This window comes from Streptosporangium sp. G12 (genome assembly GCF_052983175.1).
Window position 1 is genome coordinate 99,007 of the sequence record NZ_JBRIQO010000014.1, and the last position, 23,375, is coordinate 122,381.

The window sequence follows — 23,375 nt, forward strand, 5'->3', positions numbered from 1 at the left end:
GAGTCACCGTGGACCCCCTGTCCGATGTCCTGACCCTGCTGAACGTCAGCAGCGCCCTCTCCTCGCGCTTCGAGGCCGGTGGCCGCTGGGCGCTGCGCTTCCGGAGCTACCGGCACATCAAGATCGGTGCGATCACGTCCGGCGCCTGCCGGCTCACCATCGACGGCACGCCCGCGCTGCGGCTGTCGACGGGTGACTGCTACCTGCTCACGGGCGGGCGGCCGTACGAGGTCGCCAGCGACCTGGACGTCGAGGCGGAGGACGGCCACGCCGTCTACCTCAACGCTCCCAACATCAGGAACGTACGGTACGGCACCACCACCCCGGACGCGGAGCCGACCGTCATCATCGGCGGCAGCATCACCCTCGACGACATGACCGCGACGCTGCTGCTCGACTGCCTGCCCCCGGCCGTGCGCATCCCCGCCGACAGCCCTCAGGCCCGGACCCTTCGCCCCGTGCTGGGGATGCTGACCCACGAGACCGCGACCGAGCCACTCGGGGCGACGGTGATGATCGAGCATCTGACCCAGATCATGTTCGTCCAGGCGCTGCGCGCCCATCTGGCCGGCGAGGAGGACATCCCCGGCTGGCTGGGAGCGCTGAACGACCCGCAGATCGGCGCCGCGCTCACCCTGATGCACCAGCAGGCCACCCGCCGCTGGACGGTCGCCGGCCTCGCCGCCGAGGTGGACATGTCCCGCTCCAGCTTCGCCCTGCGTTTCAAGACCCTCGTCGGGCTGCCGCCGCTGGACTATCTGCTGCACTGGCGCATCCGGTCCGCGGCCGAGGCGTTGCGTGCCGGTGACCGCACGGTCGCCTCGGTGGCCTCGGAGTGGGGGTACGCCTCGGAAAGCGCCTTCAGCAACGCCTTCAAACGCGTCACCGGCCAGCCGCCCGCCCGGTACCGAACCGCGAAGCCGCCCCCGCCGGCCGCCCCGCCCGTCTACGAATGACGTCTCCGCGAATTCATGAACATTCGTGAATGACGTCGGCGAGCACGCGCACCCGGCCGGCCCGCTGGTCGACGGCCTGGGCCTCCGCCAGATGCTTCCGCTTGCAGATAATCCAGAACGGTACCGGTTGGCTAGGGTAGGGCCATGACCGCCATGGCACCCGCCCGCACCGAGCCGGATCTGTCGTTCCTGCTGGACCACGTCAGCCATGTCCTGAGAACCCGGATGGCGGCGGCGCTCGCCGAGATCGGGCTTACGGCACGCATGCACTGCGTGCTGGTCCACGCCCTGGAGGAGGAGCGCACGCAGATCCAGCTCGCCGAGCTCGGCGACATGGACAAGACCACCATGGTGGTCACGGTCGACGCCCTGGAGAAGGCGGGGCTCGCCGAGCGCCGCCCGTCCAGCACGGATCGGCGCGCCCGGATCATCGCGGTCACCGAGAAGGGCGCGGAGGTCGCACGGCAGAGCCAGGAAATCGTCGACGGCGTGCACCGGGCGGCACTGGGCGCGCTGCCCGATGACGAGGGCGAGGTGCTCGTACGGGCGATGAACCGCCTGGTGACGGGCCATCTGGCCACTCCCACCGAGGCGCCGCGGGGGGTCAGACGAGCGCGGCAGCGCACAAAGTGAATCCATAAAGGATCGTCTACAACAAAACTATCTGCTACGGTCACTTCTGTTCCCCTTCGAACAGGAGACGGCCATGTCGCACACCGCACCCTCCCCTCGGCCCCCTCGGCCCTCCCGGCCATCCCGCACCGGCGCGTCCCCGTCACGCCGGCTCGCGCTCACCGTGCTGTCCGCCGCGATGTTGATGACGATCCTGGACGGCAGCATCGTGACCGTGGCGATGCCGGCCATCCAGGCGGATCTGGGCTTCTCACCCGCGGGGCTCAGCTGGACCGTCAACGCCTACCTGATCGCTTTCGGCGGGCTGCTTCTGCTGGCCGGCCGGCTGGGCGACCTCATCGGCCGCAAGACCATGTTCCTGGCCGGGAACGTGGTCTTCACCGCCGCGTCGCTGCTGGCCGGAGTGGCCTCCGGGCCCGGCATGCTGATCACCGCCCGGTTCCTGCAGGGCGTCGGCAGCGCGATGGCCTCCGCGGTCGTGCTGGGCATCCTGGTGACGCTGTTCACCGAGCCCGGGGAGCGTGCGAAGGCGATCGGCGTCTTCAGCTTCACCGGTGCCGCCGGAGCCTCCATCGGCCAGGTCCTGGGCGGGGTCCTCACCGACGCGCTCAGCTGGCACTGGATCTTCTTCATCAACCTGCCGATCGGGCTGGCCACGATCGCGCTGGCGATCCGGGTACTGCCGGGCGAGCGCGGGATCGGGTTCGCCGCCGGAGCCGACGTCATCGGCGCCGTGCTGGTCACCGGCGGCCTGATGTTGGGCATCTACACCGTGGTCAAGATCGAGGAGTACGGCTGGCTCGCGGCCCACACCCTCGGTCTCGGCGCGGTGTCGCTCGCCCTGCTGGCCGCGTTCGTCATCCGTCAGGCGACCGCCGGGACCCCGCTGATGCCCCTGCGAATCTTCCGGTCGCGCAACGTCTCGGGCGCCAACCTGGTCCAGATCCTGACGCTGTCGGCCATGTTCGCCTTCCAGATCATCGTCGCGCTCTACATGCAGAGGGTCCTCGGGTACGGGGCGCTCGACACCGGCCTGGCTATGCTTCCCGCGGCGGTGGCCATCGGCGGCGTGTCCCTCTTCCTCTCCGCCCGGCTCAACACCCGTTTCGGCGAGCGTGCCGTCCTGCTGGCGGGCCTGGTGCTCCTGTTCGGGGCGATGGGCTGGCTCACCCGCGTACCGGTGAACGCGAACTACGTCACCGACCTGCTCCCGGTGATGCTGCTCATCGCGGGTGGCGGGCTGGTGCTCCCGGCCCTGACCACGCTCGGCATGTCCGGCGCCAGGGCCGACGACGCGGGCCTGGCATCCGGGTTGTTCAACACCACCCAGCAGATCGGCATGGCGGTCGGCGTCGCGGTGCTGTCCACGCTGGCCGCCCGGCGTACCGGGGAACTGCTGTCCGCGGGAGAGAACGAGGCGGCCGCGCTGACCGGCGGCTACCACCTCGCCTTCGGCGTCGCCGCCGCTCTGCTCCTGGCCGCCTTCACCGTCGCGCTCGTCGTGCTGCGGCAGCCCAGGCCGGACGCGACCCCCGCCACACCGGCGGCCCGGCCGGAGACCACCTGATCACCTGATCACCGCGGCGGCCGGCCCGGCCACACGCGGCGCGGACGGCCGGGCTCACCACCGCGCGGCGGGAGGCCCCTGTCGGAAACTGCGGCGGGCCCGGCGGTCAGAAGAGGGTCAGCGGCTCGACGGGCACGGGCTCGGGGAGCGGCTCGACCCCGGGCAGCAGGGCTCGTACGTCGTCGTGGAAGCGACGGGCGAGCGCCGGCGCCTCGGCGTTGTCGGGGGTGTGGACGAACACGGTCGGCGAGCGGCCCTCGCGCAGCCACCCGGCGACCGTGCCGACCCAGTCCCGCCAGCCCTCGATCGTGCTCGCCGTGTCGTCCCGGCCGAGGTAGCGGACGATCGGGCGGTCGGTGAGAGCGACCGACCTGCGCGGCATGCGCGGCTTCTTCGACCACGCCTCTCGTTCGGCGTCGCTGGTCGGAGGGCTCCGGAAGAGAGTGGTGGTGTCGAAGGGCACCCACTCGGCGCCGGCGCCGGCGAGAACCCCCTCGAGAAGCCGTACGGATCGCGCGTCGTCGAAGAACGCGCGGTGGCGGACTTCGACGGCGTACCTGTGCGAGCGGGGAAGCCCGCGGAGAAAGCCGGCCAGGGTACCGAGGTCGGCCGGGGCGAATGACCCCGGCAACTGGATCCAGAGGGTCTGGGCTCGCGGCCCGAGTGGTTCGATCGCCTCCAGGAACGATCGAACCTCCTCGTCGACGCCGGTGAGGCGCCCCTCGTGGGTGATCGTCCTGGGCAGCTTGACCACCAGGCGGAAGTCGGGGCCCGTCTGCCGCGCCCACGACTCCACCGTGCTCCTCGCCGGTGTCGCGTAGAACGTCGTGTTGCCCTCCACCGCGTTGCACCAGGTCGCGTAGGACCGCAGGCGCTCCCCGGGAGGGAGCGGATGGGGCAGGAAACGTCCCTGCCATGACGCGAGAGACCACATCGCGCATCCCACATGAAGCCGCATGACCTCGACGCTATCCAACGACCGCGGGGACGTCGTCCGGGCGGGCGCACTTTACGGGAGCGCTACAGCCGGGCGTCATACGTTAGATCCATTACCCAAGCGGGCATTTGGGTAGACCATCGCACTCGCGACAGATGGGATTTTCCTTAATGAAGGTGGCATTTCTCCTAGCAGGGTTCCTCACCGTGCTCATGGCGGCCCCGGCCGCGGCGGCCGAGACCGGATCCAGGGCCGACGCGTCCACGACCTCCGCCTCTTCCGAGAAGCCGGCCTATCCCACCGAGTTCTCCCTCCCGGACGGTTTCCAGCCGGAGGGGATCGCCATCGGCCCGGGAGCGGCCGCGTACTTCGGCTCGCGCGCGACCGGCGCGATCTACCGGGCCGACCTGCGCACGGGCAGGGGCCGGATCATCAATTCGGGTCCCGGCACCCCGTCGCTCGGCCTCAAGGTCGACGCGCGCGGCAGGCTGTTCGTCGCCGGCGGCACGGGCGGCGACGCCCGCGTGATCGACACCCGGAACGGCAGGGTGCTCGCGAGCTACCGGCTCGCCACCGGCGCCGCGTTCGTCAACGACGTCGTGCTCACCCGCGACGCGGCGTACTTCACCGACTCGACCAACCCCGTGCTGTACAAGCTGCCGTTCGGGCGTGGGGGAGCACTGCCGGACGAGGCGGTGAAGGTGCCGCTGAGCGGGGACATCGTCTACACGACCGGCATCAACGCCAACGGCATCGCCCAGACCCCCGATCGCGGGGCCCTGCTCGTCGTCCAGTCCAACACCGGCGGGCTGTTCCGCGTCGACCCCTCGACCGGCGTGGCCACCCTGGTGGACCTCGGCGCCGAGTCCCTGGTCAACGGTGACGGCCTGCTGCTGGAGGGCCGCACCCTGCACGTCGTGCAGAACCGCCTGAACACCCTGACGTCCCTCTCCCTGGACCGCGGCGCCACCTCCGGGAAGGTGATCCGCAAGCTCTCGGACGGCCGCTTCGACGTCCCCACCACCGTCGCCTCCTTCCTCGACCGCCTCTATCTCCCCAACGGCCGCTTCACCACGACCCCCACCCCGACGACCCCGTACAACGTGGTGGCCGTCGAGCGTCACTGAGCTATTTTCATCGTGACGGTGCAGGTCACGAGTAGGACGAGGTCTGATGTGGACATAAGGCGAGGCTCCCGGTAAGACAGCAGTCGACCAAGATCCGATGCCCCAACCGGGAGCCTCGCCGTGCTGTCTTACCCCGCCGCGATTGCGCTGTCCACCCGCAGCCTGAACCACCTCGCCGACCTTATCCGGGCCCACCGCGTCCAGCGCCGGTCCCGATGGCGACGCCTCGATCCCGGCCGACAAGCCCTGCTCGCCCTGGCGCACCTGCGCAACGGCGACACCTTGACCCGCCTGGCCTGCGGATTCGAGATCGGCGTGACCACCGCCTGGCGATACATCCGCGAAGCCATCGACCTGCTCGCCGCCACCGCAGACGACCTCGACACCGCGATGAACAGAATCCGCCTGCTGGCCTATGCCATCCTCGACGGCACCCTCATCCTGATCGACCGGGTCGCCGACAGAAGCCCTACTACTCCGGCAAACACCACCGCCACGGCGTGAACGTGCAGGTCATCGCCGACCCGGCAGGCCGGCTGGCCTGGGCCTCGGCAGCTCTGCCCGGCTCCGTCCACGACCTGACCGCGGCCCGCACCCACACCATCATTCAACGCGCTGACCAGCGCAAACGTGAGGGCGTTCGCCGACAAGGCATACCAAGGCGCCCGAGGCACGATCCGAACCCCGTTCAAGCGCCACCGCTACCGGCCGGAACTCTTTCGCTGGCAGAAGAAGGTCAACCGCGCCCACGCCCGGATCCGCTCCATCGGCGAACGCGCCAACGCCACCCTCAAAACCTGGAAAATCTTGACCAAGCTGCGCTGCTGCCCACACCGAGCCACCGCGATCGTGCAGGCCATCCTCGTGTTACATCACGCCGAGAACCCGATCTACCGAGGATGAAAAGGCTCATTGATATCCGACATCAGCGAGTCGGTGCTCCATCAACCATTGTCAGGGCGCACGGCTCCCTGTTCGCCGACTGCTCGGCCCCGGGGGCTCAGCCGGTAAATTCGTTGACGCCGAGGGCGAAGTCCCAGTGGCCGACTCCGTTGCCGGCAAGGCCCACCGTGACCACGCCCATTCCTTCCAGCCAGTGCGCCATTTTCAGGCCGCCGACGTCCAGCGGGCGCAGCCCGAGGCTCTGGATGAATGCAGCCACGCCCGCCTTGGCCTGCGCATTGTCGCCAGCGATGAAGACGTTGGGCCGGCCCTTCTCCAGGACATTACGAAAGATGGTGTTGAATGCCTTCACCACGCTGGCGCTGGCCGGGGCCACCTTGGTGACTTCCTGCGCGATCGAGGTCTCCTCGTTGTGGGCCAGTCCGTCGAACGTGGCGTTGAAGGGGTTGCTGATGTCGACGATGACCTTGCCCGCGAGGGCGTCTCCGTACTCGGCGACGACCGGGACGACACCGTCGTACAGCAGGGCCGTGATGACGATGTCCCCGGCCGGGACGGCGCCCCACGTGCCCGTCGTCGTGCCGCCGCCCAGAGCCTTCGCCAGGTCATCGGCCTTGGACTGATCGCGTCCCATGACCTCGACGGTGTTGCCGCCCGCCACCGCGAGCGTGCCGATGGTACGGGCCATGTTGCCCGTACCGATGAGGGTGATGCTGATCATGAGGTGTGCTCTCTTCCTGTTCTCGAGGTGTCGCTCTGTCTCGTTCGTGCCGGGTCAGGCGCAGGGCGTCGGCCGTGACGTTTCTGGGTCAACTGCCGCGCCTTTCCCGGCACCTCCGGCTCGCCGTCTTCCGCCGGTAGATGGGGTTGTTGTGGGGTGTGCCCGCGGCATTCCTGGTGTGTGGTTCAGATGGCGGTGGTGCCGCCGTCGGTGACCAGTTCCAGGCCGTTGACGTAGCTGGAGTCGTCGGAGGCGAGGAACAGGGCGACGGTGGCGATTTCTTCGGGGCGGCCCATCTTTCCGCGGGGGATGAGGGACTCGAATGCGGCCTTGGTGGCCTCGTCGAACAGTTCTTCCTGTTTGGCGGTGGCGACCTGGCCGGGGGTCAGGACGTTGACCCGGATCTTGCGGTCGCGCAGTTCGTTGAGCCAGACGCGGGCCCAGGCCTGCTGGACGGCCTTGCTGCCGGCGTAGAGGCTCCAGCCGGGGAAGGCGCCGAGGGAGGCGTTGGAGCCGGTCATGAGGATGGAGCCGCCGTCGTTGAAGAGCGGGAGGGCCTTCTGGACGGTGAACAGGGTGCCCCGGGCGTTGAGCCCGAACCAGGTGTCGAACTGGGCCTCGGTGATCTCACCGAGCGGGGCGGACTCGCCGCCGCCGGCGCTGGCCCACAGTACGTCGAGGCTGCCCTTCTCCCGCTTGACGGTGTCGTACAGGCGGTCCAGGTCGTCCAGGTCGGCGGCGTCGCCCTGGACGCCGGTGACATTGCGGCCGATCTGCTTCACGGCCTCGTCCAGGGCGTCCTGGCGGCGGCCGGTGATGAAGACGTGCGCTCCTTCGTCGACGAACAGCTTCGCGCCGGCCAGCGCCATGCCGGTGGTGCCGCCAGTGATGACCGCTACCTTGCCGTCAAGCTTTCCCATGGTCGCTCCTTTGAGTCGGTGGTGCCGTACGCACCTGGGGCGACAATGTTATGTACACCGCCCTGTGTGCTTACGGTACGGGGCGGGCGGGCGGGACGCAAACTATGTACACCGGTCGTTACCGAGCTGGGGTATCATGGACCCATGACGGAGCTCGAGAAGGGCCCCCAGGGCCGTCGCCGCGGCCGGGGCGCCCGCGAGCGCATCCTCAGCGCGTCCCAGCAACTGTTCCGCGAGCAGGGCATCAACCGCACCGGCATGGACCAGCTTTGCGCGGCGGCCCAGGTGTCCAAGCGCACGGCCTACCAGCACTTCACCGGCAAGGACGAACTCGTCGCCGAGTACCTGCGCCGGTTCGACCCCTCCGTTCTGTCCGGCGTGTTCGACCGCACCGACCTCACGCCCCGCGAACGGCTCCTCGCCGCCTTCGACATCCCTCCCACCACCCCCCTGTGCCCCTACATCGGCGCCGCCGTCGAACTCCACGACCCCCAGCACCCCGCATCCCAGTACGCGCGCGACTACAAGAAAGCCGTCGCCGCGCGGCTCGCCGACACCGCCCGGGAAGCCGGCGCCGCCGAGCCTGAACAGCTCGGCGAGCAGCTCGCGCTGCTCATCGACGGCGCCGCGGCCCGGACCCGGGTTCTCAACGCCGACGCCTTCCCCACCGCCGCCGCCATCGCCGCCGTCCTCATCGACAACGCCATCTCCGCGTCATCTCCTCGGCAGCCCAGCGATGACCGCGAAACTACCGGGTCTGCTCCCGTTCCGGTGGGAGGCCAATGACGGCCCGATCACGCCTCGTCGGCCGGAAGACGACGTCGAGTTCGGCGCGGCCGGAGCGGTAGATCACGCCGTACAAGGGCAAGAACAAACCCGACTCGCAGAAGGACGCCAACCGGGCTCATGCCCGGCTTCGCGGGCCCGGCGAACGCGCCAACGCCCAGCTCAAGTACCGGCGCATCCTGCACAAAGTCCGCGTCAGCCCACGCGGGGTCGGTCGACTCGCCAACGCCATCCACGTGCTACAGAACTACGAAGCAACCGCAGGATGAAAAAGGTTCACTGATCGATCTCTCACGGCCGGCCCTCTCGACACGAGGCGGGGCGGGTGGGAGCGGGACGACGAGCCGTACCCGCTCCCACCCGCGCACCCGGTCCGCGGTGATCCACGCCCGGCGACCTGGGCCCGGTGCCCGTCCTTGGGTGCCGCCGTCCGCGTCACACAGGTCTCAGGACGTGCCGCCGAAGTCGACGTTCTTGGCCTCGACCGTCCCGGCCGTCCGTCCCGGCGCCGTCTGGTAGGTCCAGTACAGGTTCGTGTGCGCGATGACCTGGTCCGGCGGCGGCGCCCCCCACTCCGTCTGGTCCTCCGTCGTGTGGGCGTCGCTGACGAGGGTCACGTCGTATCCCCTGACGAACGCGCCGTGGATCGTCGAGCGGACGCACTCGTCGGTCTGCGCGCCGGCGACGACGAGCCGCCCGACGCCGAGGCCCGACAGCACGGTCTCCAGAGTGGTCTCCTCGAAGGAGTCGCCGTAGTGCTTCTCGACGAGCGGCTCGGCGTCGTCCGGAGCCAGCTCGGGGACGATCCGCCAGTTGTCGCTCCCCCTGGCGAGCTGCTCGTCCGAGTGCTGGACCCAGACGACGGGGACCCGCTCCCGACGCGCCCTCTCGACAAGGCCGCCGATGTTCGCGACGACCACGTCGCGCCGGTGGGTCCCCTCGACGACACCGTTCTGCACGTCGACGACGAGGAGCGCGGTGTGCGGCCGGTTCTCGAGTGTGGTCATCGGATACCTCCAGCGTGGAGACCCCGGACTTTGGGCCGGAGAGGAAACGCGGCGCAGTGCCGCAGGTCTGGTATCGAACACACGTCCACAGTTAACTTCTTGTGGCAGGGTGTGATGCGTGGCGCAGATCGTGAAGCGGGCCTACAGGTTCCGCTTCCACCCGACGAACGAGCAGGCGGCGGAGCTGTCGCGTATGTTCGGCTGCGCCCGCCTCGTCTACAACAAGGCTCTTGAAGAGCGGACCCGCGCCTACGCGCTGGAAGGCCGGAAGGTCTCCTATGCGCAGTCGTCGGCCGCGCTGACAGCGTGGAAGAAGACCGACGACCTCGCGTTCTTGAACGAGGTGTCGTCGGTGCCGTTGCAGCAGGCGCTGCGGCACCTTCAGGCGGCGTTCGCGAACTTCTTCGCCAAACGCGCGAAGTACCCGACGTTCAAGTCCCGCAAGAAGTCCCGGGCAAGCGCCGAGTACACCCGCTCTGCGTTCACCTACCGAAACGGTCGGATCACGCTGGCGAAGATGGACGGCCCGCTGACCATCGTGTGGTCGCGCCCCCTGCCCGAGGGCGCCCAGCCGTCCACGGTGACCGTGACCAAGGACGCGGCCGGGCGCTGGTTCGTGTCGATCCTGTGCGAGGACACCATCGCCCCGCTCCCCCCGACTCCGAACGTGGTCGGGGTGGACGCGGGCATCACGGCACTGGCGACGCTCTCCACCGGAGAGAAGATCGTAAACCCCCGGCACGAGCGGGCCGACCGGCGCAAGCCGGCCAAGGCTCAGCGCACCCTCGCCCGTAAGGAGAAAGGGTCGGCGAACCGGCACAAGGCCAAAGTCAAGGTGGCCCGGGTGCATGCCCGCATCAGTGATCGCCGCCGCGATCATCTGCACAAGGTCACCACTCGGCTCGTCCGTGAGAACCAAACGGTCGTGATCGAGGACCTCACCGTGCGCAACCTGGTGAAGAATCACAGCCTGGCCCGTGCTATCTCGGATGCCTCCTGGCGCCAGATACGGTCCATGCTGGAGTACAAAGCAGCCTGGTACGGGCGGGAGCCGGTCGTCGTGGACCGCTGGTTTCCCTCCTCGAAGCTGTGCTCGGCGTGCGGAACCACCCAGCGGTCCATGCCGCTGGGCGTCCGCGATTGGGTGTGTGCCTGCGGCGCCGTCCATGACCGGGATGTGAACGCCGCGAAGAACATCCTCGCCGCCGGGCTGGCGGAGAGGTAAAACGCCTGTGGAGCTGGTGTAAGACCTCATGGAGAGTTCTCTCTCTGGCGGGCGACCGGCGATGAAGCAGGAACCCTTACGGGCAACCGTGGGAATCCCCCTCCTTCAAGGAGTGGGAGGAGGTCAAGGTCTTCCCTCGCTCGCGCCGGAATCCTGTGCCCGTCCACGGTAGGCACACCCACCGACAGAAAACCCTCTCCCCGGACACCCGGACACCTGGACACCCGGGCGCCCCCGCCCGGTGCCGAAGAGCCGAGGCGTTCCTGGGAGCCCGCGGTCACGGTGGTCGCCGTGAGTGCTCCCGGCCGCCGCGGACCGGCACCCGAGGAAGCCGGGGAGAGCACCGCCCAGGCCCACAACCAGGGCCGATTTCCGCCAGCGCACCGGGGACGCGCGGCCGAACATGGATCCATGAGCACTCTCCGCGCATTCGCCATCGAGGCCGAGGTCGCCGCCGAGCTACGCGTCCGCGACGACGCCGGGCGTCCGCCCCGCACGGTCACCGACACCGAGGGAGACTCGCCGTAGCCTCCCGGGAGAGCGACTCGCCCTGCTCGCGTACGCGCCGCTGCGCCGGTGGGTGGCGCGGACCGGGGGCGACCCCGACCCGTACGAGGAACTGGGCCCGGTGTTCGTGCACGCCGAGCCGTGCGAGGGGCCCGGCGGGACGGGCTTCCCCGTCGACATGTGCGGTGAGCGGCGGGTCTTCCGCGCCTACGACGCCGGCGGCGACATCCTCGGCGGACGGCTGGTGGACGGGTACGCCAGCCGCGACGCCACCGCGGCGGAGACCGTCCTGGCGGAGCGGTTCGCGGACCCCGGCGTGGCGCTGGTACACGTTCGGGCGGTGGAGTTCGGCTGCTTCCTGTTCGAGGTGCGCCGCGCCCGACCCTCCCGCGCTACGCCTCGGCGGCGGGATCGGCGATGCGGTACCCCACCCCGGGTGTGGTCGTGATGATCGACGGGCTCCCCAGTTTGCGGCGCAGCCTCCCGATGGTCACGGTGACGGTGTTGGTGAACGGGTCGGCGTTCTCGTCCCAGACCTGCTCCAGGAGGTCCTCGGTGCTCAGGAAGCCGGGGCCGGCGCGCAGCAGGGCTTCGAGGAGCGCGAACTCCTTGACCGAGAGGTCGAGCCGCCGGTTGTCGCGGGTGGCCGTGCGGCGTACCGGGTCGAGCTCGATCCCGGCCGCGCGCAGTGTCCGCGCGCGGGCGAACGGCCGGCGCCGGGCCAGGGCGTGGAGGCGCAGGACCAGTTCGGGAAAGTGGAAGGGCTTGGCGAGGTAGTCGTCGGCTCCCAGGGTGAGGCCGCTGACCCGGTCCCCCGGAGAGCCGGCCGCGGTCAGCATCAGGACCATCGCGCGGTCGTCCCGTTCGGTGATCATCCGGCAGAGGACGTCGCCGTGGATCCCGGGCACGTCGCGGTCGAGGACCACCACGTCGTAGGCGTTGAGGTCGAGCCTCGCCGCGGCGGCCAGACCGTCGTGGGCGACGTCGACGGCCATGCCCTGATCCCGTAGCCCCTCGGCGAGGATCTCGGCGAGCGGGCGCGCGTCCTCCACCACCAGGATCCTCACGTGGCGACGCCTTCCGGTGCGGGCGCCGGCGGCAGCGATACGGTGACGCGCAGGCCGCCTTCCGGCCGGGCGTGCAGGGCCAGGTCACCGTCGTGCGCGCCGACGACGGCCGCGACGATCGACAGGCCGAGGCCGGTGCCGGTCTCGGAGCCGGTCCGGTCGGCGGCGAGCCGCCGGAAGGGTTCGGTGAGCCGGGCGACCTGCTCCGGGTCGAGAACCGGCCCGTCCGTCTCCACGACCAGCCGCGCCCCGTCGTCCCCGGTCACGGTCGCGAGCCGGATCGAGCCACCGCGCCGGTTGTGGACGACCGCGTTGTCGATCACGTTGTTCACCATGCGGGACAGCAGGGGCGGGCTGCCCCGGGTCCACGCGGTGTCCTGGACGTGCGCCTCGACGGTCAGATCCCTCTCCGCGATGTCCGCCGCGCGGGCGGCCAGTGATTCGGACACCAGGGTGCCGAGCGCGACCGGGACGCGGCCGTGGAGCTCGCCGTGCTGCGCGCGGGCGAGGTCGAGAAAGCCCTCCAGAAGGCTGTCGACCCGGTCGAGTTCGGTGCGCAGCCGGTCGGCGAGCGCCAGCGTCTGCGCCGGTACCGGCACCGGCTTGGCCACGGCCACGTCCAGTGACGCCCTCATGGTCGTCAGCGGTGTCCGCAGTTCGTGGGAGGCGTTGGCGACGAACCGGCGCTGGGCGGCGAAGGACGCCTCCAGGCGTTCCAGCAGCCCGTCGATGGTGTCCGCGAGATCCTTGACCTCGTCGGCGGGGCCCGGCACGGCCAGCCGCTCGTGCAGGTTCTCGGCCGAGATCCGCCGTGTCGCCGCGGTGATCGTCCGCAGGGGGCGCAGGACCCGGCCGGCCACGGCCCTGCCCAGCAGGAACGAGATCACCGCCATCACGACCAGCGCGATCACCGAGCCCACCAGGAGCTGGTGCGACTGAACCGCCTGGACGTCCGAGAGCTGCGCTTCGAGCTGGTGGACGCGCTCCTGGGCGCGGTCGAGGCCGGGCCGCGGAACGGGAGGGGTCTGGCCGGGTACCGGCCGGGTCATGCTGCTCGCGCCGACCAGCAGGTTGGTGAGGGCCAGCAGCCCCAAGCCGGAGAGGAGGAACAGGACAGCGTACAAAATGGTGAAACGCTGCCGTACCGTCCGTCTCGGTGGTGCGGAGCCTCGCGGCTTGCTCATCGAGCCTCTCCCGTTCGCGTGCGGACCTCCAGGATGGGGTGCCCGGCCTAACAGCGGCGTGACAGGGGTGGTTCGGGCCATGTTAGGGCCGGATCCGTAGAACCGGCCGCATGCGAGAAAACCACGAAGACACCACCGAGCCGTCCTTGACCGCACATGTACGCCAGGAGTGGGCGAGGTTCCGCACCCGGGGCCGGGTGATCGCCATGGTGGCCGCGATCCTCGTCACCATCCTGCTCGGACTGCTCCACGCGATCACCCTGGGCAGCGGCACCCACTGCAGCAAGGGCCCGGTGGAGGTTCCCTGTCCCACCGATCCGGTCGGGCCGCACGGCCGGACGGTGAGCGACACGTTCTACTTCGTGCACCGGCCCCTGGGCGAGAACGGCAGCATCACCGTCCGCGTGACGTCCATGACCGGCATCATCACCTATCCGCCGCCCGACCACGACGAGATCGTCCCCGGCCTCGTGCCCTGGGCGAAGGCCGGAGTCATCATCAAGGACGGTGTCGCACAGGGTTCCCCCTACGCGGCGCTGATGCTCACGGGCGCGCACGGCGTGCGGATGCAGCACGACTACGTCCACGACACGGCCGGCCGCGCGGGCGGCGTCTCGGCGGGGACACCGCGCTGGCTGCGCCTGACCCGCGCCGGCGACACCATCACCGGCCACGAGTCGGCCGACGGCACGCGATGGGCGAAGGTCGGCACCGCCCGCCTCGCCGCGCTGCCCGAGACGGTACGGGTCGGGCTCTTCGTCACGTCCCCGGGTGACCTGACGCTCAGACCGGTCGCTCTGGGCGCGAGCCTTCCGGAGTCGCGCTTCACCCAGGCCACCGCCACCTTCGACCACGTCAGCGTGGAGGGCGGCGCGTCCGGCGGCGAATGGAGCCACGGCAGCGTGGGCGAGATGGGACACACCGACTGGGAGAAGCACCACCGGGCGGCCGGGCTCGTCGAGTCGAACGGCGCGTTCACCGTCACCGGAACCGGCGACATCGGGCCGAGCGGCCCCCAGGGCGGCCACCCCGTGGAGAGCGGCCTCGTCGGCCTCGTCATCGGCCTGATCATCGTGCTCGTGGTGGCCGTGCGATTCGTGACCGTCGAGTACCGGCCGGGCGTGACCGGAGGCGCGCCACTCACCGGCCGGACACTGGCGGCGAAGGCCCTCGTGATCGGCGCGGTCACCTTCCTGGCCGGACTGGTCTCCGCGGCGGTCATGGTGACGGCCGGCCCGGCCGTCCTGCGGGCCAACGGCCTCGGTGTCATTCCGGCGTCGGTCCTCACGGGACTGCGGGTCGCCACCGGTGTCGCGGCGCTGCTCGCGATCGCCGCCGTCCTCGCGCTCGCCCTCGGCGCGCTGTTGCGGCGAACCTGGGCGGCGATCCTCGTCGCGATCTCGGTGGTCGTCCTCCCGTACCTCCTGGCGGTCCTGCCGCTCCTGCCCGACGACACGGCCAGGTGGCTGCTGCGCCTCACACCCGCCGCCGGTTTCGCCGTCCAGCAGAGCATCCACGAGTATCCGCAGGTGGTCGCCCATTACGCTCCGTCGGCGGGCTACCACCCCCTCGCCTGGTGGGCCGGGCTCGCCGTGCTCTGCGGCTACACCACGGCCGTCCTCACCCTGGCCGGCCTCCGGCTACACCGGAGCGTTCCGGCAGCACGACCGCGACCACGCTGGAGGTAACGGCCTGCCGGCGCGGGGCGTCCCCACCCGGCGGACGAACCCGGCCGGCGGCACCGCCGCGCCGGCCTCCGGGTGCGGGCCGGGGTCCAAGGAGGGGACGGCCGCGCGGATCCCGGTCCGGCACCGGGTCAGGCCGGAGCCATCCGGGCGACGATCATCCGCCAGAGAGCGAGCTGCAGCAGGGCGAGGAGCACGGTGGAGGGCATCAGGGTCCAGATCCCGGCGCTCTGTCCGACGACGCCGGTCAGCCAGGGAAGCGCCGCGCCACCGATGACCGACACCCCGTTCATGATGCCGATGGCCGTCGGCACCAGCCGGGTCGTGGTCAGATCGGGCACCACCGCCATGGCCGTCGGGAAGATGGGCCCGAGAAAGAAGCCGAGCAGGAAGAAACCGGCGGTGGCCACGACCGCTCCCGGCGCCGCCCAGGTGAGCACCGCGCTCGCCGTCACGCCGGCCAGGCAGGCGTAGGTCATGCCGGCCGCGGTCAGTCCCATCCGGGTGGCGACCGGACTGATCAGGAACCGGCCCAGGGTCAGCCCGAGCCAGTAACCGCTGGAGATGTACCCGGCGGTCAGGCCGGTCTGCGCGTGCTCCTCCACCAGGAAGGTGAACCCCCAGTTGCCCACACTGATCTCCAGGCCGACGTACACGGCGAGGAACACCGAGGCCAGCACCACCGCGGGCGAGCGCATGACGGCGGTCAGCAGACCGCCCCGCTCCGGTTCGGAGTCCTCGGGGACCGTCGGAGGCGCCGGGGCGTCAGGATACGAAGACCCCGCCCTCACGGGGGGCTCGGCCGCGCCGTCACCCGCGGGGGAGCGCCGGGGATAGGCCATCAGGAAGCCGGCCACCAGCGGCAGGCACGCCACCGCCAGTACCAGCCACACAGCCGTCCACGGCAGGAAGGTCAGCATCCAGGCGGCCGTCAACGGGCCGAGCAGCGCGCCGACCCCGAAGAACGCGTGCAGGCGGTTGAGCAGCGTCGTGGCCGAGGGCAGCTCCGCGAGGTAGGCGTTGAGCACCGACTCCAGCACGCCGGTGCCATAGCCGACCAGCAGCTGCACCGCCACGAAGGCCACGAACGGCGGGCGGGTGGCCATGTACAGCGTGGCCATCACGTACAGGCCGCCGCCGACGGCGAGGGCCAGGCGCGTACCGAGGCGCTCGAGCAGCGGACCCGTGGCGGATCCGGCGAGCATGAACCCGGCGGAGGAGGCGAAGAAGGTGATACCGATCGTCGCCATGTCGACGCCGTAGTCGCCGATCAGCGCGGGCAGCAGCACTCCGCCCACACCGGCGTTCAACCCGGCCAGTACGAAGGTCGCGTACGCCAGGACGACCGGTGCCCGCCGCGGGCTGTCAAGGACGGGCACATGCTCTCCAGCGCGGTCATTCGATGCGGATGGCTTCGGAACCGTCCGGTGACGGCCGCTCGCGTTGAAGCCCGGAGCACAACTCGATCATGGTAACCCGGGACCGCCCCGCAGGCCAGATCCTAAAAAACGCCGAAAAATGCCGAAGAGCACCGTCTCCACCACCTTGAAATCCGGCATGAGATCAGACCGGATCACGAGCCGAGGTCTGGCACGAACACCACCGCTGTCATCACCGCCGGCATTCGACCGAGTGGCATTGTCACAACATTTCCTATCTTGCCGAGTGGTACATCTAAGCCAGGATCAAGATCAACCGATCCGGCGCGCGGGCACATCGTCCTCGATGGCCTCGACCACGTCGAGGGGCGTGAGCTCGCTGAGGGACCCGGCCAGGGTGAACCGAGGGCTTGGTGGTCCGCTCCGTAGATCCCTCTCCTGTTGCGGTGTCGAAGGGCGGATCTGGGAGCATTGCGAGATGGCGGACCCGCACATGCACATCAAAGACATCATCATCGACTGTGCCGACCCCGAACGCCTGGCCACGTTCTGGGGAGTGCTCCTTGGAAGACCGATCGCGGGGCGCATGGGCCCGTATGTCTGGCTCGAACGTGAGAACGGCCTGGGAGTGGGTTTCCAGAAGTCCGGCGAGCCGAAGGTCGGCAAGAACCGGGTTCACTTCGACCTCGCGGCGGCGGACCCGCCGGCGGAGCAGCGGCGAGTCGAGTCGTTGGGCGGACGGCGGCTGGAGGGATACGAGGAGGGAGGTTTCCTCGTCATGGCCGACCCCGAGGGAAACGAGTTCTGCATCATCCCCGAGGGCCCGTTCGAGCTTGATGACGAAGGGCGCGCCGACTATCTGGACGATCCCGGCCCGGTCTGAGCGCACCGGTTTCCTCACGCGTTTCAGACGTGCGGAGAACCACTCGCGGTCGACGACCACGGCCCCCGTAAGAGGCGCGCTCCGAGCATTTCGGTGAGTACTGCGACGCAGCATACGGCGCGAGAAGCATGGACGCTGAATGGCTGATCGGGAATGCTTACCCTCCTGGTTCGCAGAGCGGATGGGGAGTCTGGGATGGCGGAAGTTCTCGTCGTGCTCGTAGGCTGGGCGATTTCCGCTGCCGTGTTTTTCTTCATCGTTTACTGGGTGGTGCGGTTGGCGATCCGGCATGAGCGTCGAAGAGTGCCGACGTTACATGAGCGTGTGACGGCCGAGCGCGCGGCTCAACGGCTGGAATGGGCGAAACGCGAGGCTCGGAGGCGGCATGCGGAGCGCGACGAACCATAGTGTCGGCTCGGACTCGCCGGTCACGCGCGAGAACGGCCCCGGGTTCCCCACACAGCGCTTTCCCCGGTGCGGCGGACCGTGGCCCTGCCTCCGTTCGACAGATCACCGCGTGGGAACGACGCTCTTTCCTCGCCCCCTGCACGCGATGGACCACCACCCCTACGAGATCAAACATCCCTCAGGAAGGAACGCACCAGCTCAGTGATCTCTGCGGGAGCGGTCTTCGGCGTCCCGGCGTCGAACGGTGGCTCCGGTGCGTACTCCAACCCGAGCTGGATCGCCATGGCAATGTCCTCGCCGTCCTCGCCCGCCAGCAAGGACGCGAGGTGGAGCGCCATGTCGATGCCGGCCAGCACGCCGCCCGAAGTTATGATCCTGCCGTCCCTGACGAAGCGCTCGTCGACCGGCTGCGCCCCGAACCGCGCGAGCAGGTCGTGGGCCACCCAGTGAGTGGTCGCCCTGACTCCCTCCAGCAGGCCTGCCGCGCCGAGCGTGAGCGAGCCCACGCACACCGAGGTGGTCCACGTGGTGGTCGGGTGCGCCGCCTTCACGTAGCGGATCAACTCCTGATCCGCCGTGCTCCGCTTCACGTCCTTGGTACCCGGCACCACCAGGACATCGGGTCTGGGCAGGTCGGTGAAGGAAGCGGTGGCGGTCAGCGTGACCCCCTCGTCGGCGACGACGCCCGGCCGCTCTGCCACGAAGGTGACCGTCGCACCGGGAACGTTCCGGAGCACGAAGTACGGCCCCAAGGCGTCCATGGCGTCGTAACCCGCGTACAGGGGGATCGCGATGTGCATGTCAGCTCTCCTTGTCATGGAATCTGCGCCGGTACTCTCCCGGTGAGATCTTGAGATGGCGGCGGAAGACGCGATGGAGGGTCTCGGGCGTCCCGAGTCCGACCCGGGCGGCGATCCGGTCGAGCGGCTCATCGGTGCCTTCCAGCAGCCGCCTGGCCGCCGCCGCCCGCGCGTGCTCGACATACCGCGCGGGTGGCATGCCGACCTCGGTCCTGAACACACGTGAGAAGTGGCGGACACTCATGTTCACGCGTCCCGCGAGGACCTCCACCGACAGGTCGGCGTTCAGGCTCTCCTCGATCCACCCCTGCAGGTCGCGCAGAGGCTCACGCTTTGGTGTCCGCGCGCTCAGCGGCGTGCTGAACTGGCTCTGTCCACCTGGTCGCTGCAGGTACACGACCAGCCAGCGAGAGATCTCCCTGGCCAGATCGTGCCCGTGGTCGTAAGCGACGAGGGCGAGAGCGAGGTCGATTCCCGAGGTGACCCCCGCCGAAGTCCACACGTTGCCGTCGCGCACGTAGATACGATCGGCGTCCACCCGCACGTTCGGATGCTCGCGGGCGAGCATGTCCCCCACCGCCCAGTGAGTGGTCACCCGCCGCCCCTCCAGCAGGTCGGCCTCGGCCAGCAGCAACGTGCCCGAGCAGATGGATCCGAACCGGCCTGACTCCCCGGCGAGCCTGCGTACCTCCGGAACCAGTGCCGCCGTGTCGGCGACAACCGTACGGGCCGGGAGACCGCCGACGACCAGCAGCGTGTCGATCGGGCCTTCCACGTTTCGCAGCGGCGTCTCGACGACCACGGTGACGCCGGACAGGGAGCGCACGGCCCCCGCCTCGACAGCCGTGACCTCCACCCGGTAGTCGGCGCTCGGATTCAGCAGTCCGGCCGCGGAGAAGACATCGGCCGGGCCGGCGAGATCGAGCAACTGGAAGCCGTCGAAAAGCATGATGACGACGCGGTGCGACATGTCGTCATACTTGGCCCTGCGCGGTCATGGCCGCAAGGACACATGTCTTGCAGATTCGGCCATGGTGAGGAGCCGCGGACCTCACAGGGCACGCGGGCCAGGTCTACCCGGTGGAGCCGCGGACGACCAGCCGGGTGGGCAGGACCCGCGGGAGAGGGGTGACGCCTTCGTTGATCATCGTGATGACCGCCGCGGCCGCCGCCGTACCGAAGCCCGCCTTGTCCTGGGCCAGGGTCGTCAGCCCCGGCGGCACCAGCGCGGCCAGCTCGATGTCGTCGAACCCGACCAGCGCGATGTCCTCGGGCACCTTCAGCCCCGCCTCGGTCACGGCCCGCAGCGCGCCGATCGCCATCTCGTCGCCCGCGGCGAACACCGCGTCGGGCGGCTCCTCCAGCTCCAGCAGGGCGCGCATCGCGGCCTGACCACTCGACAGGTAGAAGTCGCCCTCGACGACCAGCTCCGGCCGGTGCGCCAGTCCGAGCGCGGCCAGCTCCTCCAGGTAGCCGCGCAACCGCTCCGCGCCCGGTCTGGTGCGGGCCGGGCCGGTGATGGTGGCGATGACCCGGCGTCCGGTCGCGTGCAGGTGACGGACCGCCTCGCGCGCCCCGCCCACGTTGTCGGAGGTCACGTAGGTGGTCCGCGGCCCCTGGACGGGCCGGTCGAGGGAGACGCAGGGCACCTCCGACGCCGCCAGCGGCTGGAGCGAGGGGTCGGCCCTGCCGTTGTCTATGAAGACCACGCCGTCGAGGTTGTGCCTGCGCACGGCGCGGAGAAAGCTGTCGGGCGTGCCGTCCTCGCTGGTGGCGAGCATGAGCAGGTGGTAGCCGCGCTCGCTCAGCGCGGTCTTCAGCCCGATGAGGATTTCCTGGAAGAACGGGTGTCGCCAGCCGGGGCGGCGGTGGTCGGTGTCCCAGATCAGGCCGACCGTGCGGGACCTCTTGGTGGCCAGGGTGCGGGCCGACTCGTTGGGCAGGTATCCGATGCGTGCCGCGGTGCTGAGGATGAGTTCGCGGGTCTGGGCGTTCACCACCTCGGGGTTGTTGAACACGCGGGAGACAGTCGCCGACGACACCCCGCAAAGGCGCGCCAGCTCTCGAATCGTTGCCACGGGCGTACGTTATCGCATCTCGCTGAAACCGGTTTCATGTAACCGGTTGCATGGAAGTTATGTGAGAGCCCGAACCATGTCAACCCACCCCCGTGGATTTCCGCCGCGTGACTTTTCTGTGACTTGACAGAGGGTGCCGGCGATCTGTGAAATGTCCCACTAACAGGCCGATGCCGCACCGTTGCCGCGGGGCTCGGCCTTCTCATCGCATCTCGCAGTCACCATTCCTCTCCCTTCGAAGGAGTCCCAGGTGTCTGCTGGACGAATCCGTCTCGCCGCCGGAGTGCTGGCCGCCGGCATGCTCGCCGCCGGTTGCGGCGGCTCCCCCTCCCCCTCCGCGGGCTCCACGCCGGCCGACGGAAAGATCACCCTGACCCTCAACCTGTTCGGGAACATGGGCTTCAAGGAGCTCTACGCCAAGTACGAGGCGGCTCACCCCAACATCAAGATCGTCGAGAGGACGTCGGCGTACAACGACCACCACCGCAACCTCGCGGCGCACCTGGCCACCCGCAGCGGTACCGCCGACATCGAGGCGATCGACACCGGCTTCGTCGCCCAGTTCAGGAACCAGCCCCAGCACTTCGCCGACCTGCGCCAGCACGGCGCCGACCAGCTCAAGGACCGCTGGCTGCCGTGGAAGTGGGAGGCCTCGCTGGCCAAGTCGGGGGCCCAGATCGGCTACGGCACCGACGTCGGCGGCCTGGCCATGTGCTACCGCCGCGACCTGTTCAAGAAGGCCGGGCTGCCCACCGACCGTGACGAGGTCGCCAAGCTCTGGCCCGACTGGACGTCCTACTTCGAGACCGGCAAGCGCTACACCGCCAAGAAGCCCGAGGGCGCCGCGTTCTTCGACGGCGGCCCCCAGGTGTTCAACGCGATGATCGGCCAGGCCGAGACCGGCTACTACGACACCCAGGACAACGTCGTGGTCGCCACCAACCCGGCCGTCCGCTCCGCCTACGACGAGGTGCTCAAGGCCGTGGCCGACGGCCAGTCGGCCAAGCTCGTCGGCAGCTCGCCCGCCTGGAACACCGGCTTCGCCAAGAGCCAGTTCGCCACCATCGCCTGCCCCGCCTGGATGCTCGCCAAGATCCAGGACCAGGGCAAGGCCTTCGCCGGGCAGTGGGACGTGACCGCCATCCCCGGCGGCGGCGGCAACTGGGGCGGCTCCTACCTGACCGTCCCCGCGCAGAGCAAGCACCTGAAGGAGGCCGTGGAGCTGATCACCTGGCTGACGGCGCCCGAACAGCAGATCGAGGTGTTCACCAAGCACGGCATCCTGCCCTCCACCGTCGCCACCTACGACAAGCCCGAGGTGACCGGGCTCAAGCACGAGTTCTTCAACGACGCGCCGATCGGGCAGATCTTCACCACCGCCGCCCGCAACCTCAAGCCGCAGTACCAGGGCCCGAGGGCCGGCGACATCCAGACCGCCATCCGCGACTCGATCAACCGCGTGGAGGAGGGCAAGCAGGACGGCGCCGAGGCGTGGACGCAGATGCTCGAGGACGTCGAGCGCATCAGCAAGTGACGCGCGTCGATCCGTGAGAGCCGGCGACGGCGGGCGGTCAGGGCCCGCCGTCGTCTTCCTTCCCCCGAGGAGCCGACCGTGACCTCCGCCTTCCCCGAGGAGCCGACCGTGACCTGCGGATCCCCCGAGGAGCCCCGACCGTGACCTCCGTCAGATCAGGGCCCCGGCGCCGCTGGGCCTACCAGCTCGACGTCAAGGGCTCGCCGTACCTCTACATCGCCCCGTTCTTCCTGCTGTTCGGCGTGGTGGGCATGTTCCCGCTGCTGTACACCGCCTACGTCTCCCTCACCGACTGGAACCTGCTGGATCCGGCCCGCGAGTGGGTGGGGCTGGCCAACTACGCCGAGTTGCTGGCCGACGACTACTTCTGGAACGCGCTGTTCAACACCGTCAGCATCTGGCTGTTGTCCACCGTGCCGCAGTTGCTGGCCGCGCTGTTCATCGCGCACATGCTCAACCGCAGGCTGCGTGCCCGCACGCTGTTCCGGATGGGCGTGCTGCTGCCCAACGTGACCTCGATCGTCGCGGTCACGATCATCTTCGCCCAGCTCTTCGGCCGCGACTTCGGCATGGTCAACTGGGCCCTCGGCCTGGTGGGCCTGGATCCGATCGACTGGCAGGCCGGCACGCTCTCCTCGCACGTCGCGATCTCGATGATCGTCATCTGGCGATGGACCGGCTACAACGCCCTCATCTACCTGGCCGCCATGCAGACCATCCCCGAGGACCTGTACGAGGCGGCCCGGCTGGACGGCGCGAGCCAGTTCACCCAGTTCCGGAAGATCACCGTGCCGATGCTCCGCCCCACGATCATCTTCACCGCCGTCGTGTCGACCATCGGCGGCTTCCAGATCATCGCCGAGCCGCTGCTGTTCCAGGCCGGCACCGGCAACCCGACCGGCGGCTCGGACCGCCAGTTCCAGACCGTCGGCCTCTACCTCTACGAGCAGGGCTTCAGCATGTACGAGTTCGGCTACGCCTCGGCGATCGCCTGGACGCTCTGCATGATCATCGTGGTCATGGCGCTCGTCAACTTCGCCATCACGCGCAGGATCAGGAGCAGCTGAC

21 protein-coding genes and 3 pseudogenes are annotated in these 23,375 nt (G+C 69.5%); 14 read left to right on the forward strand and 10 right to left on the reverse strand.

From position 1 onward, the window contains the following. Positions 1-8 precede the first annotated feature (8 nt). The 3 genes from ACVCAG_RS21935 to ACVCAG_RS21945 all read left to right on the forward strand — a co-directional run bounded on the left by ACVCAG_RS21935 (position 9) and on the right by ACVCAG_RS21945 (position 3,156). Positions 9-956, forward strand: coding sequence for a cupin domain-containing protein (locus ACVCAG_RS21935; RefSeq protein WP_440085330.1), 948 nt, complete (start codon positions 9-11; stop codon positions 954-956). Between the two features lie 144 nt (positions 957-1,100). Continuing rightward, a complete protein-coding gene (locus ACVCAG_RS21940; RefSeq protein ID WP_440085331.1) occupies positions 1,101-1,589 on the forward strand; it encodes a MarR family transcriptional regulator in 489 nt (162 codons plus the stop codon). A 73-nt stretch (positions 1,590-1,662) separates the two neighbouring features. Further along, a complete protein-coding gene (locus tag ACVCAG_RS21945; RefSeq protein ID WP_447190205.1) occupies positions 1,663-3,156 on the forward strand; it encodes a DHA2 family efflux MFS transporter permease subunit in 1,494 nt (497 codons plus the stop codon). Between the two features lie 106 nt (positions 3,157-3,262). On the opposite strand, the gene ACVCAG_RS21950 is transcribed toward ACVCAG_RS21945, so the two are convergent. Next, positions 3,263-4,114: a DUF72 domain-containing protein gene (locus ACVCAG_RS21950; RefSeq protein WP_440085333.1), complete on the reverse strand. Its 852-nt coding sequence runs from the start codon at positions 4,112-4,114 to the stop codon at positions 3,263-3,265. A gap of 155 nt (positions 4,115-4,269) precedes the next feature. Here ACVCAG_RS21950 and ACVCAG_RS21955 point away from each other — a divergent pair, with 155 nt between their 5' ends. After that, the gene (locus tag ACVCAG_RS21955; protein WP_447190206.1) at positions 4,270-5,220 is read left to right on the forward strand and encodes a superoxide dismutase; all 951 of its coding nucleotides are present in this window, start codon (positions 4,270-4,272) and stop codon (positions 5,218-5,220) included. 120 nt (positions 5,221-5,340) lie between these two features. Continuing rightward, positions 5,341-6,123: pseudogene (locus ACVCAG_RS21960) on the forward strand (transposase family protein). Positions 6,124-6,220: 97 nt separating this feature from the next. Here the strand turns inward: ACVCAG_RS21960 and ACVCAG_RS21965 are convergent. Continuing rightward, positions 6,221-6,844 carry an NADPH-dependent F420 reductase gene (locus ACVCAG_RS21965; protein WP_447190207.1) on the reverse strand — a complete coding sequence of 208 codons (624 nt, stop codon included), beginning with the start codon at positions 6,842-6,844 and terminating at the stop codon, positions 6,221-6,223. 185 nt (positions 6,845-7,029) lie between these two features. Continuing rightward, entirely contained in the window at positions 7,030-7,764 is a 735-nt protein-coding gene (locus ACVCAG_RS21970; protein WP_447190208.1) for an SDR family NAD(P)-dependent oxidoreductase, read from the reverse strand. Between the two features lie 144 nt (positions 7,765-7,908). On the opposite strand from ACVCAG_RS21970, the gene ACVCAG_RS21975 reads away from it, so the two are divergent. Further along, positions 7,909-8,550 carry a TetR/AcrR family transcriptional regulator gene (locus tag ACVCAG_RS21975; RefSeq protein ID WP_447190209.1) on the forward strand — a complete coding sequence of 214 codons (642 nt, stop codon included), beginning with the start codon at positions 7,909-7,911 and terminating at the stop codon, positions 8,548-8,550. A 62-nt stretch (positions 8,551-8,612) separates the two neighbouring features. Then, positions 8,613-8,819 (forward strand): annotated as a pseudogene (locus ACVCAG_RS21980) (IS5/IS1182 family transposase); the annotation flags it as partial. Positions 8,820-8,996: 177 nt separating this feature from the next. Here ACVCAG_RS21980 and ACVCAG_RS21985 read toward each other — a convergent pair. Further along, positions 8,997-9,557, reverse strand: a complete 561-nt coding sequence (locus tag ACVCAG_RS21985; protein WP_440085335.1) for an isochorismatase family protein — start codon at positions 9,555-9,557, stop codon at positions 8,997-8,999. Positions 9,558-9,675: 118 nt separating this feature from the next. Between ACVCAG_RS21985 and ACVCAG_RS21990 the strand changes: the two are divergent. Both ACVCAG_RS21990 and ACVCAG_RS21995 read left to right on the forward strand, forming a co-directional pair. Further along, positions 9,676-10,954 (forward strand): annotated as a pseudogene (locus ACVCAG_RS21990) (RNA-guided endonuclease InsQ/TnpB family protein). A 408-nt stretch (positions 10,955-11,362) separates the two neighbouring features. Continuing rightward, complete coding sequence (locus ACVCAG_RS21995; protein ID WP_447190210.1) at positions 11,363-11,737, forward strand: DUF1203 domain-containing protein; 375 nt, start codon at positions 11,363-11,365, stop codon at positions 11,735-11,737. Here ACVCAG_RS21995 and ACVCAG_RS22000 read toward each other — a convergent pair. Both ACVCAG_RS22000 and ACVCAG_RS22005 read right to left on the reverse strand, forming a co-directional pair. Then, entirely contained in the window at positions 11,682-12,356 is a 675-nt protein-coding gene (locus tag ACVCAG_RS22000; RefSeq protein ID WP_440085337.1) for a response regulator, read from the reverse strand. The two genes, ACVCAG_RS21995 and ACVCAG_RS22000, sit on opposite strands and share 56 nt — an antisense overlap. Beyond that, a complete protein-coding gene (locus ACVCAG_RS22005; RefSeq protein ID WP_447190211.1) occupies positions 12,353-13,540 on the reverse strand; it encodes a sensor histidine kinase in 1,188 nt (395 codons plus the stop codon). The genes ACVCAG_RS22000 and ACVCAG_RS22005 overlap by 4 nt, the downstream gene beginning before the upstream one ends. 110 nt (positions 13,541-13,650) lie before the next feature. On the opposite strand from ACVCAG_RS22005, the gene ACVCAG_RS22010 reads away from it, so the two are divergent. Then, positions 13,651-15,228, forward strand: a complete 1,578-nt coding sequence (locus ACVCAG_RS22010; protein ID WP_447190212.1) for a hypothetical protein — start codon at positions 13,651-13,653, stop codon at positions 15,226-15,228. 128 nt (positions 15,229-15,356) lie between these two features. On the opposite strand, the gene ACVCAG_RS22015 is transcribed toward ACVCAG_RS22010, so the two are convergent. Continuing rightward, the gene (locus ACVCAG_RS22015) at positions 15,357-16,604 is read right to left on the reverse strand and encodes an MFS transporter (RefSeq protein ID WP_440085340.1); all 1,248 of its coding nucleotides are present in this window, start codon (positions 16,602-16,604) and stop codon (positions 15,357-15,359) included. 478 nt (positions 16,605-17,082) lie between these two features. Between ACVCAG_RS22015 and ACVCAG_RS22020 the strand changes: the two genes are divergently transcribed. Together ACVCAG_RS22020 and ACVCAG_RS22025 are read left to right on the forward strand one after the other, a co-directional pair. Continuing rightward, complete coding sequence (locus ACVCAG_RS22020) at positions 17,083-17,487, forward strand: VOC family protein (protein ID WP_447190213.1); 405 nt, start codon at positions 17,083-17,085, stop codon at positions 17,485-17,487. Positions 17,488-17,682: 195 nt separating this feature from the next. Next, entirely contained in the window at positions 17,683-17,895 is a 213-nt protein-coding gene (locus tag ACVCAG_RS22025; RefSeq protein ID WP_440085342.1) for a hypothetical protein, read from the forward strand. A 167-nt stretch (positions 17,896-18,062) separates the two neighbouring features. Here ACVCAG_RS22025 and ACVCAG_RS22030 read toward each other — a convergent pair whose 3' ends face one another. The 3 genes from ACVCAG_RS22030 to ACVCAG_RS22040 form a co-directional block, all read right to left on the reverse strand. Continuing rightward, complete coding sequence (locus tag ACVCAG_RS22030) at positions 18,063-18,695, reverse strand: DJ-1/PfpI family protein (RefSeq protein ID WP_447190214.1); 633 nt, start codon at positions 18,693-18,695, stop codon at positions 18,063-18,065. A gap of 1 nt (position 18,696) precedes the next feature. Beyond that, a complete protein-coding gene (locus ACVCAG_RS22035) occupies positions 18,697-19,665 on the reverse strand; it encodes a GlxA family transcriptional regulator (protein WP_447190215.1) in 969 nt (322 codons plus the stop codon). A gap of 103 nt (positions 19,666-19,768) precedes the next feature. Then, positions 19,769-20,773, reverse strand: coding sequence for a substrate-binding domain-containing protein (locus tag ACVCAG_RS22040; RefSeq protein ID WP_440085345.1), 1,005 nt, complete (start codon positions 20,771-20,773; stop codon positions 19,769-19,771). A gap of 250 nt (positions 20,774-21,023) precedes the next feature. On the opposite strand from ACVCAG_RS22040, the gene ACVCAG_RS22045 reads away from it, so the two are divergent. Together ACVCAG_RS22045 and ACVCAG_RS22050 are read left to right on the forward strand one after the other, a co-directional pair. Next, positions 21,024-22,307, forward strand: a complete 1,284-nt coding sequence (locus tag ACVCAG_RS22045; protein WP_440085346.1) for an extracellular solute-binding protein — start codon at positions 21,024-21,026, stop codon at positions 22,305-22,307. Positions 22,308-22,447: 140 nt separating this feature from the next. Next, positions 22,448-23,374 carry a carbohydrate ABC transporter permease gene (locus tag ACVCAG_RS22050; protein WP_344744927.1) on the forward strand — a complete coding sequence of 309 codons (927 nt, stop codon included), beginning with the start codon at positions 22,448-22,450 and terminating at the stop codon, positions 23,372-23,374. The last annotated feature ends 1 nt before the right edge of the window (position 23,375 follow it).

What these genes read in the sequence shown, in the direction of transcription:
- ACVCAG_RS21940 (WP_440085331.1), top strand. Translation starts at nt 1,101, where the DNA reads ATGACCGCCATGGCACCCGCCCGCACCGAGCCGGATCTGTCGTTCCTG.
- ACVCAG_RS21945 (WP_447190205.1), top strand. Translation starts at nt 1,663, where the DNA reads ATGTCGCACACCGCACCCTCCCCTCGGCCCCCTCGGCCCTCCCGGCCA.
- ACVCAG_RS21950 (WP_440085333.1), bottom strand. Translation starts at nt 4,114, where the DNA reads ATGCGGCTTCATGTGGGATGCGCGATGTGGTCTCTCGCGTCATGGCAG.
- ACVCAG_RS21965 (WP_447190207.1), bottom strand. Translation starts at nt 6,844, where the DNA reads ATGATCAGCATCACCCTCATCGGTACGGGCAACATGGCCCGTACCATC.
- ACVCAG_RS21970 (WP_447190208.1), bottom strand. Translation starts at nt 7,764, where the DNA reads ATGGGAAAGCTTGACGGCAAGGTAGCGGTCATCACTGGCGGCACCACC.
- ACVCAG_RS21975 (WP_447190209.1), top strand. Translation starts at nt 7,909, where the DNA reads ATGACGGAGCTCGAGAAGGGCCCCCAGGGCCGTCGCCGCGGCCGGGGC.
- ACVCAG_RS21985 (WP_440085335.1), bottom strand. Translation starts at nt 9,557, where the DNA reads ATGACCACACTCGAGAACCGGCCGCACACCGCGCTCCTCGTCGTCGAC.
- ACVCAG_RS22005 (WP_447190211.1), bottom strand. Translation starts at nt 13,540, where the DNA reads ATGAGCAAGCCGCGAGGCTCCGCACCACCGAGACGGACGGTACGGCAG.
- ACVCAG_RS22010 (WP_447190212.1), top strand. Translation starts at nt 13,651, where the DNA reads ATGCGAGAAAACCACGAAGACACCACCGAGCCGTCCTTGACCGCACAT.
- ACVCAG_RS22020 (WP_447190213.1), top strand. Translation starts at nt 17,083, where the DNA reads ATGGCGGACCCGCACATGCACATCAAAGACATCATCATCGACTGTGCC.
- ACVCAG_RS22025 (WP_440085342.1), top strand. Translation starts at nt 17,683, where the DNA reads ATGGCGGAAGTTCTCGTCGTGCTCGTAGGCTGGGCGATTTCCGCTGCC.
- ACVCAG_RS22030 (WP_447190214.1), bottom strand. Translation starts at nt 18,695, where the DNA reads ATGCACATCGCGATCCCCCTGTACGCGGGTTACGACGCCATGGACGCC.
- ACVCAG_RS22035 (WP_447190215.1), bottom strand. Translation starts at nt 19,665, where the DNA reads ATGTCGCACCGCGTCGTCATCATGCTTTTCGACGGCTTCCAGTTGCTC.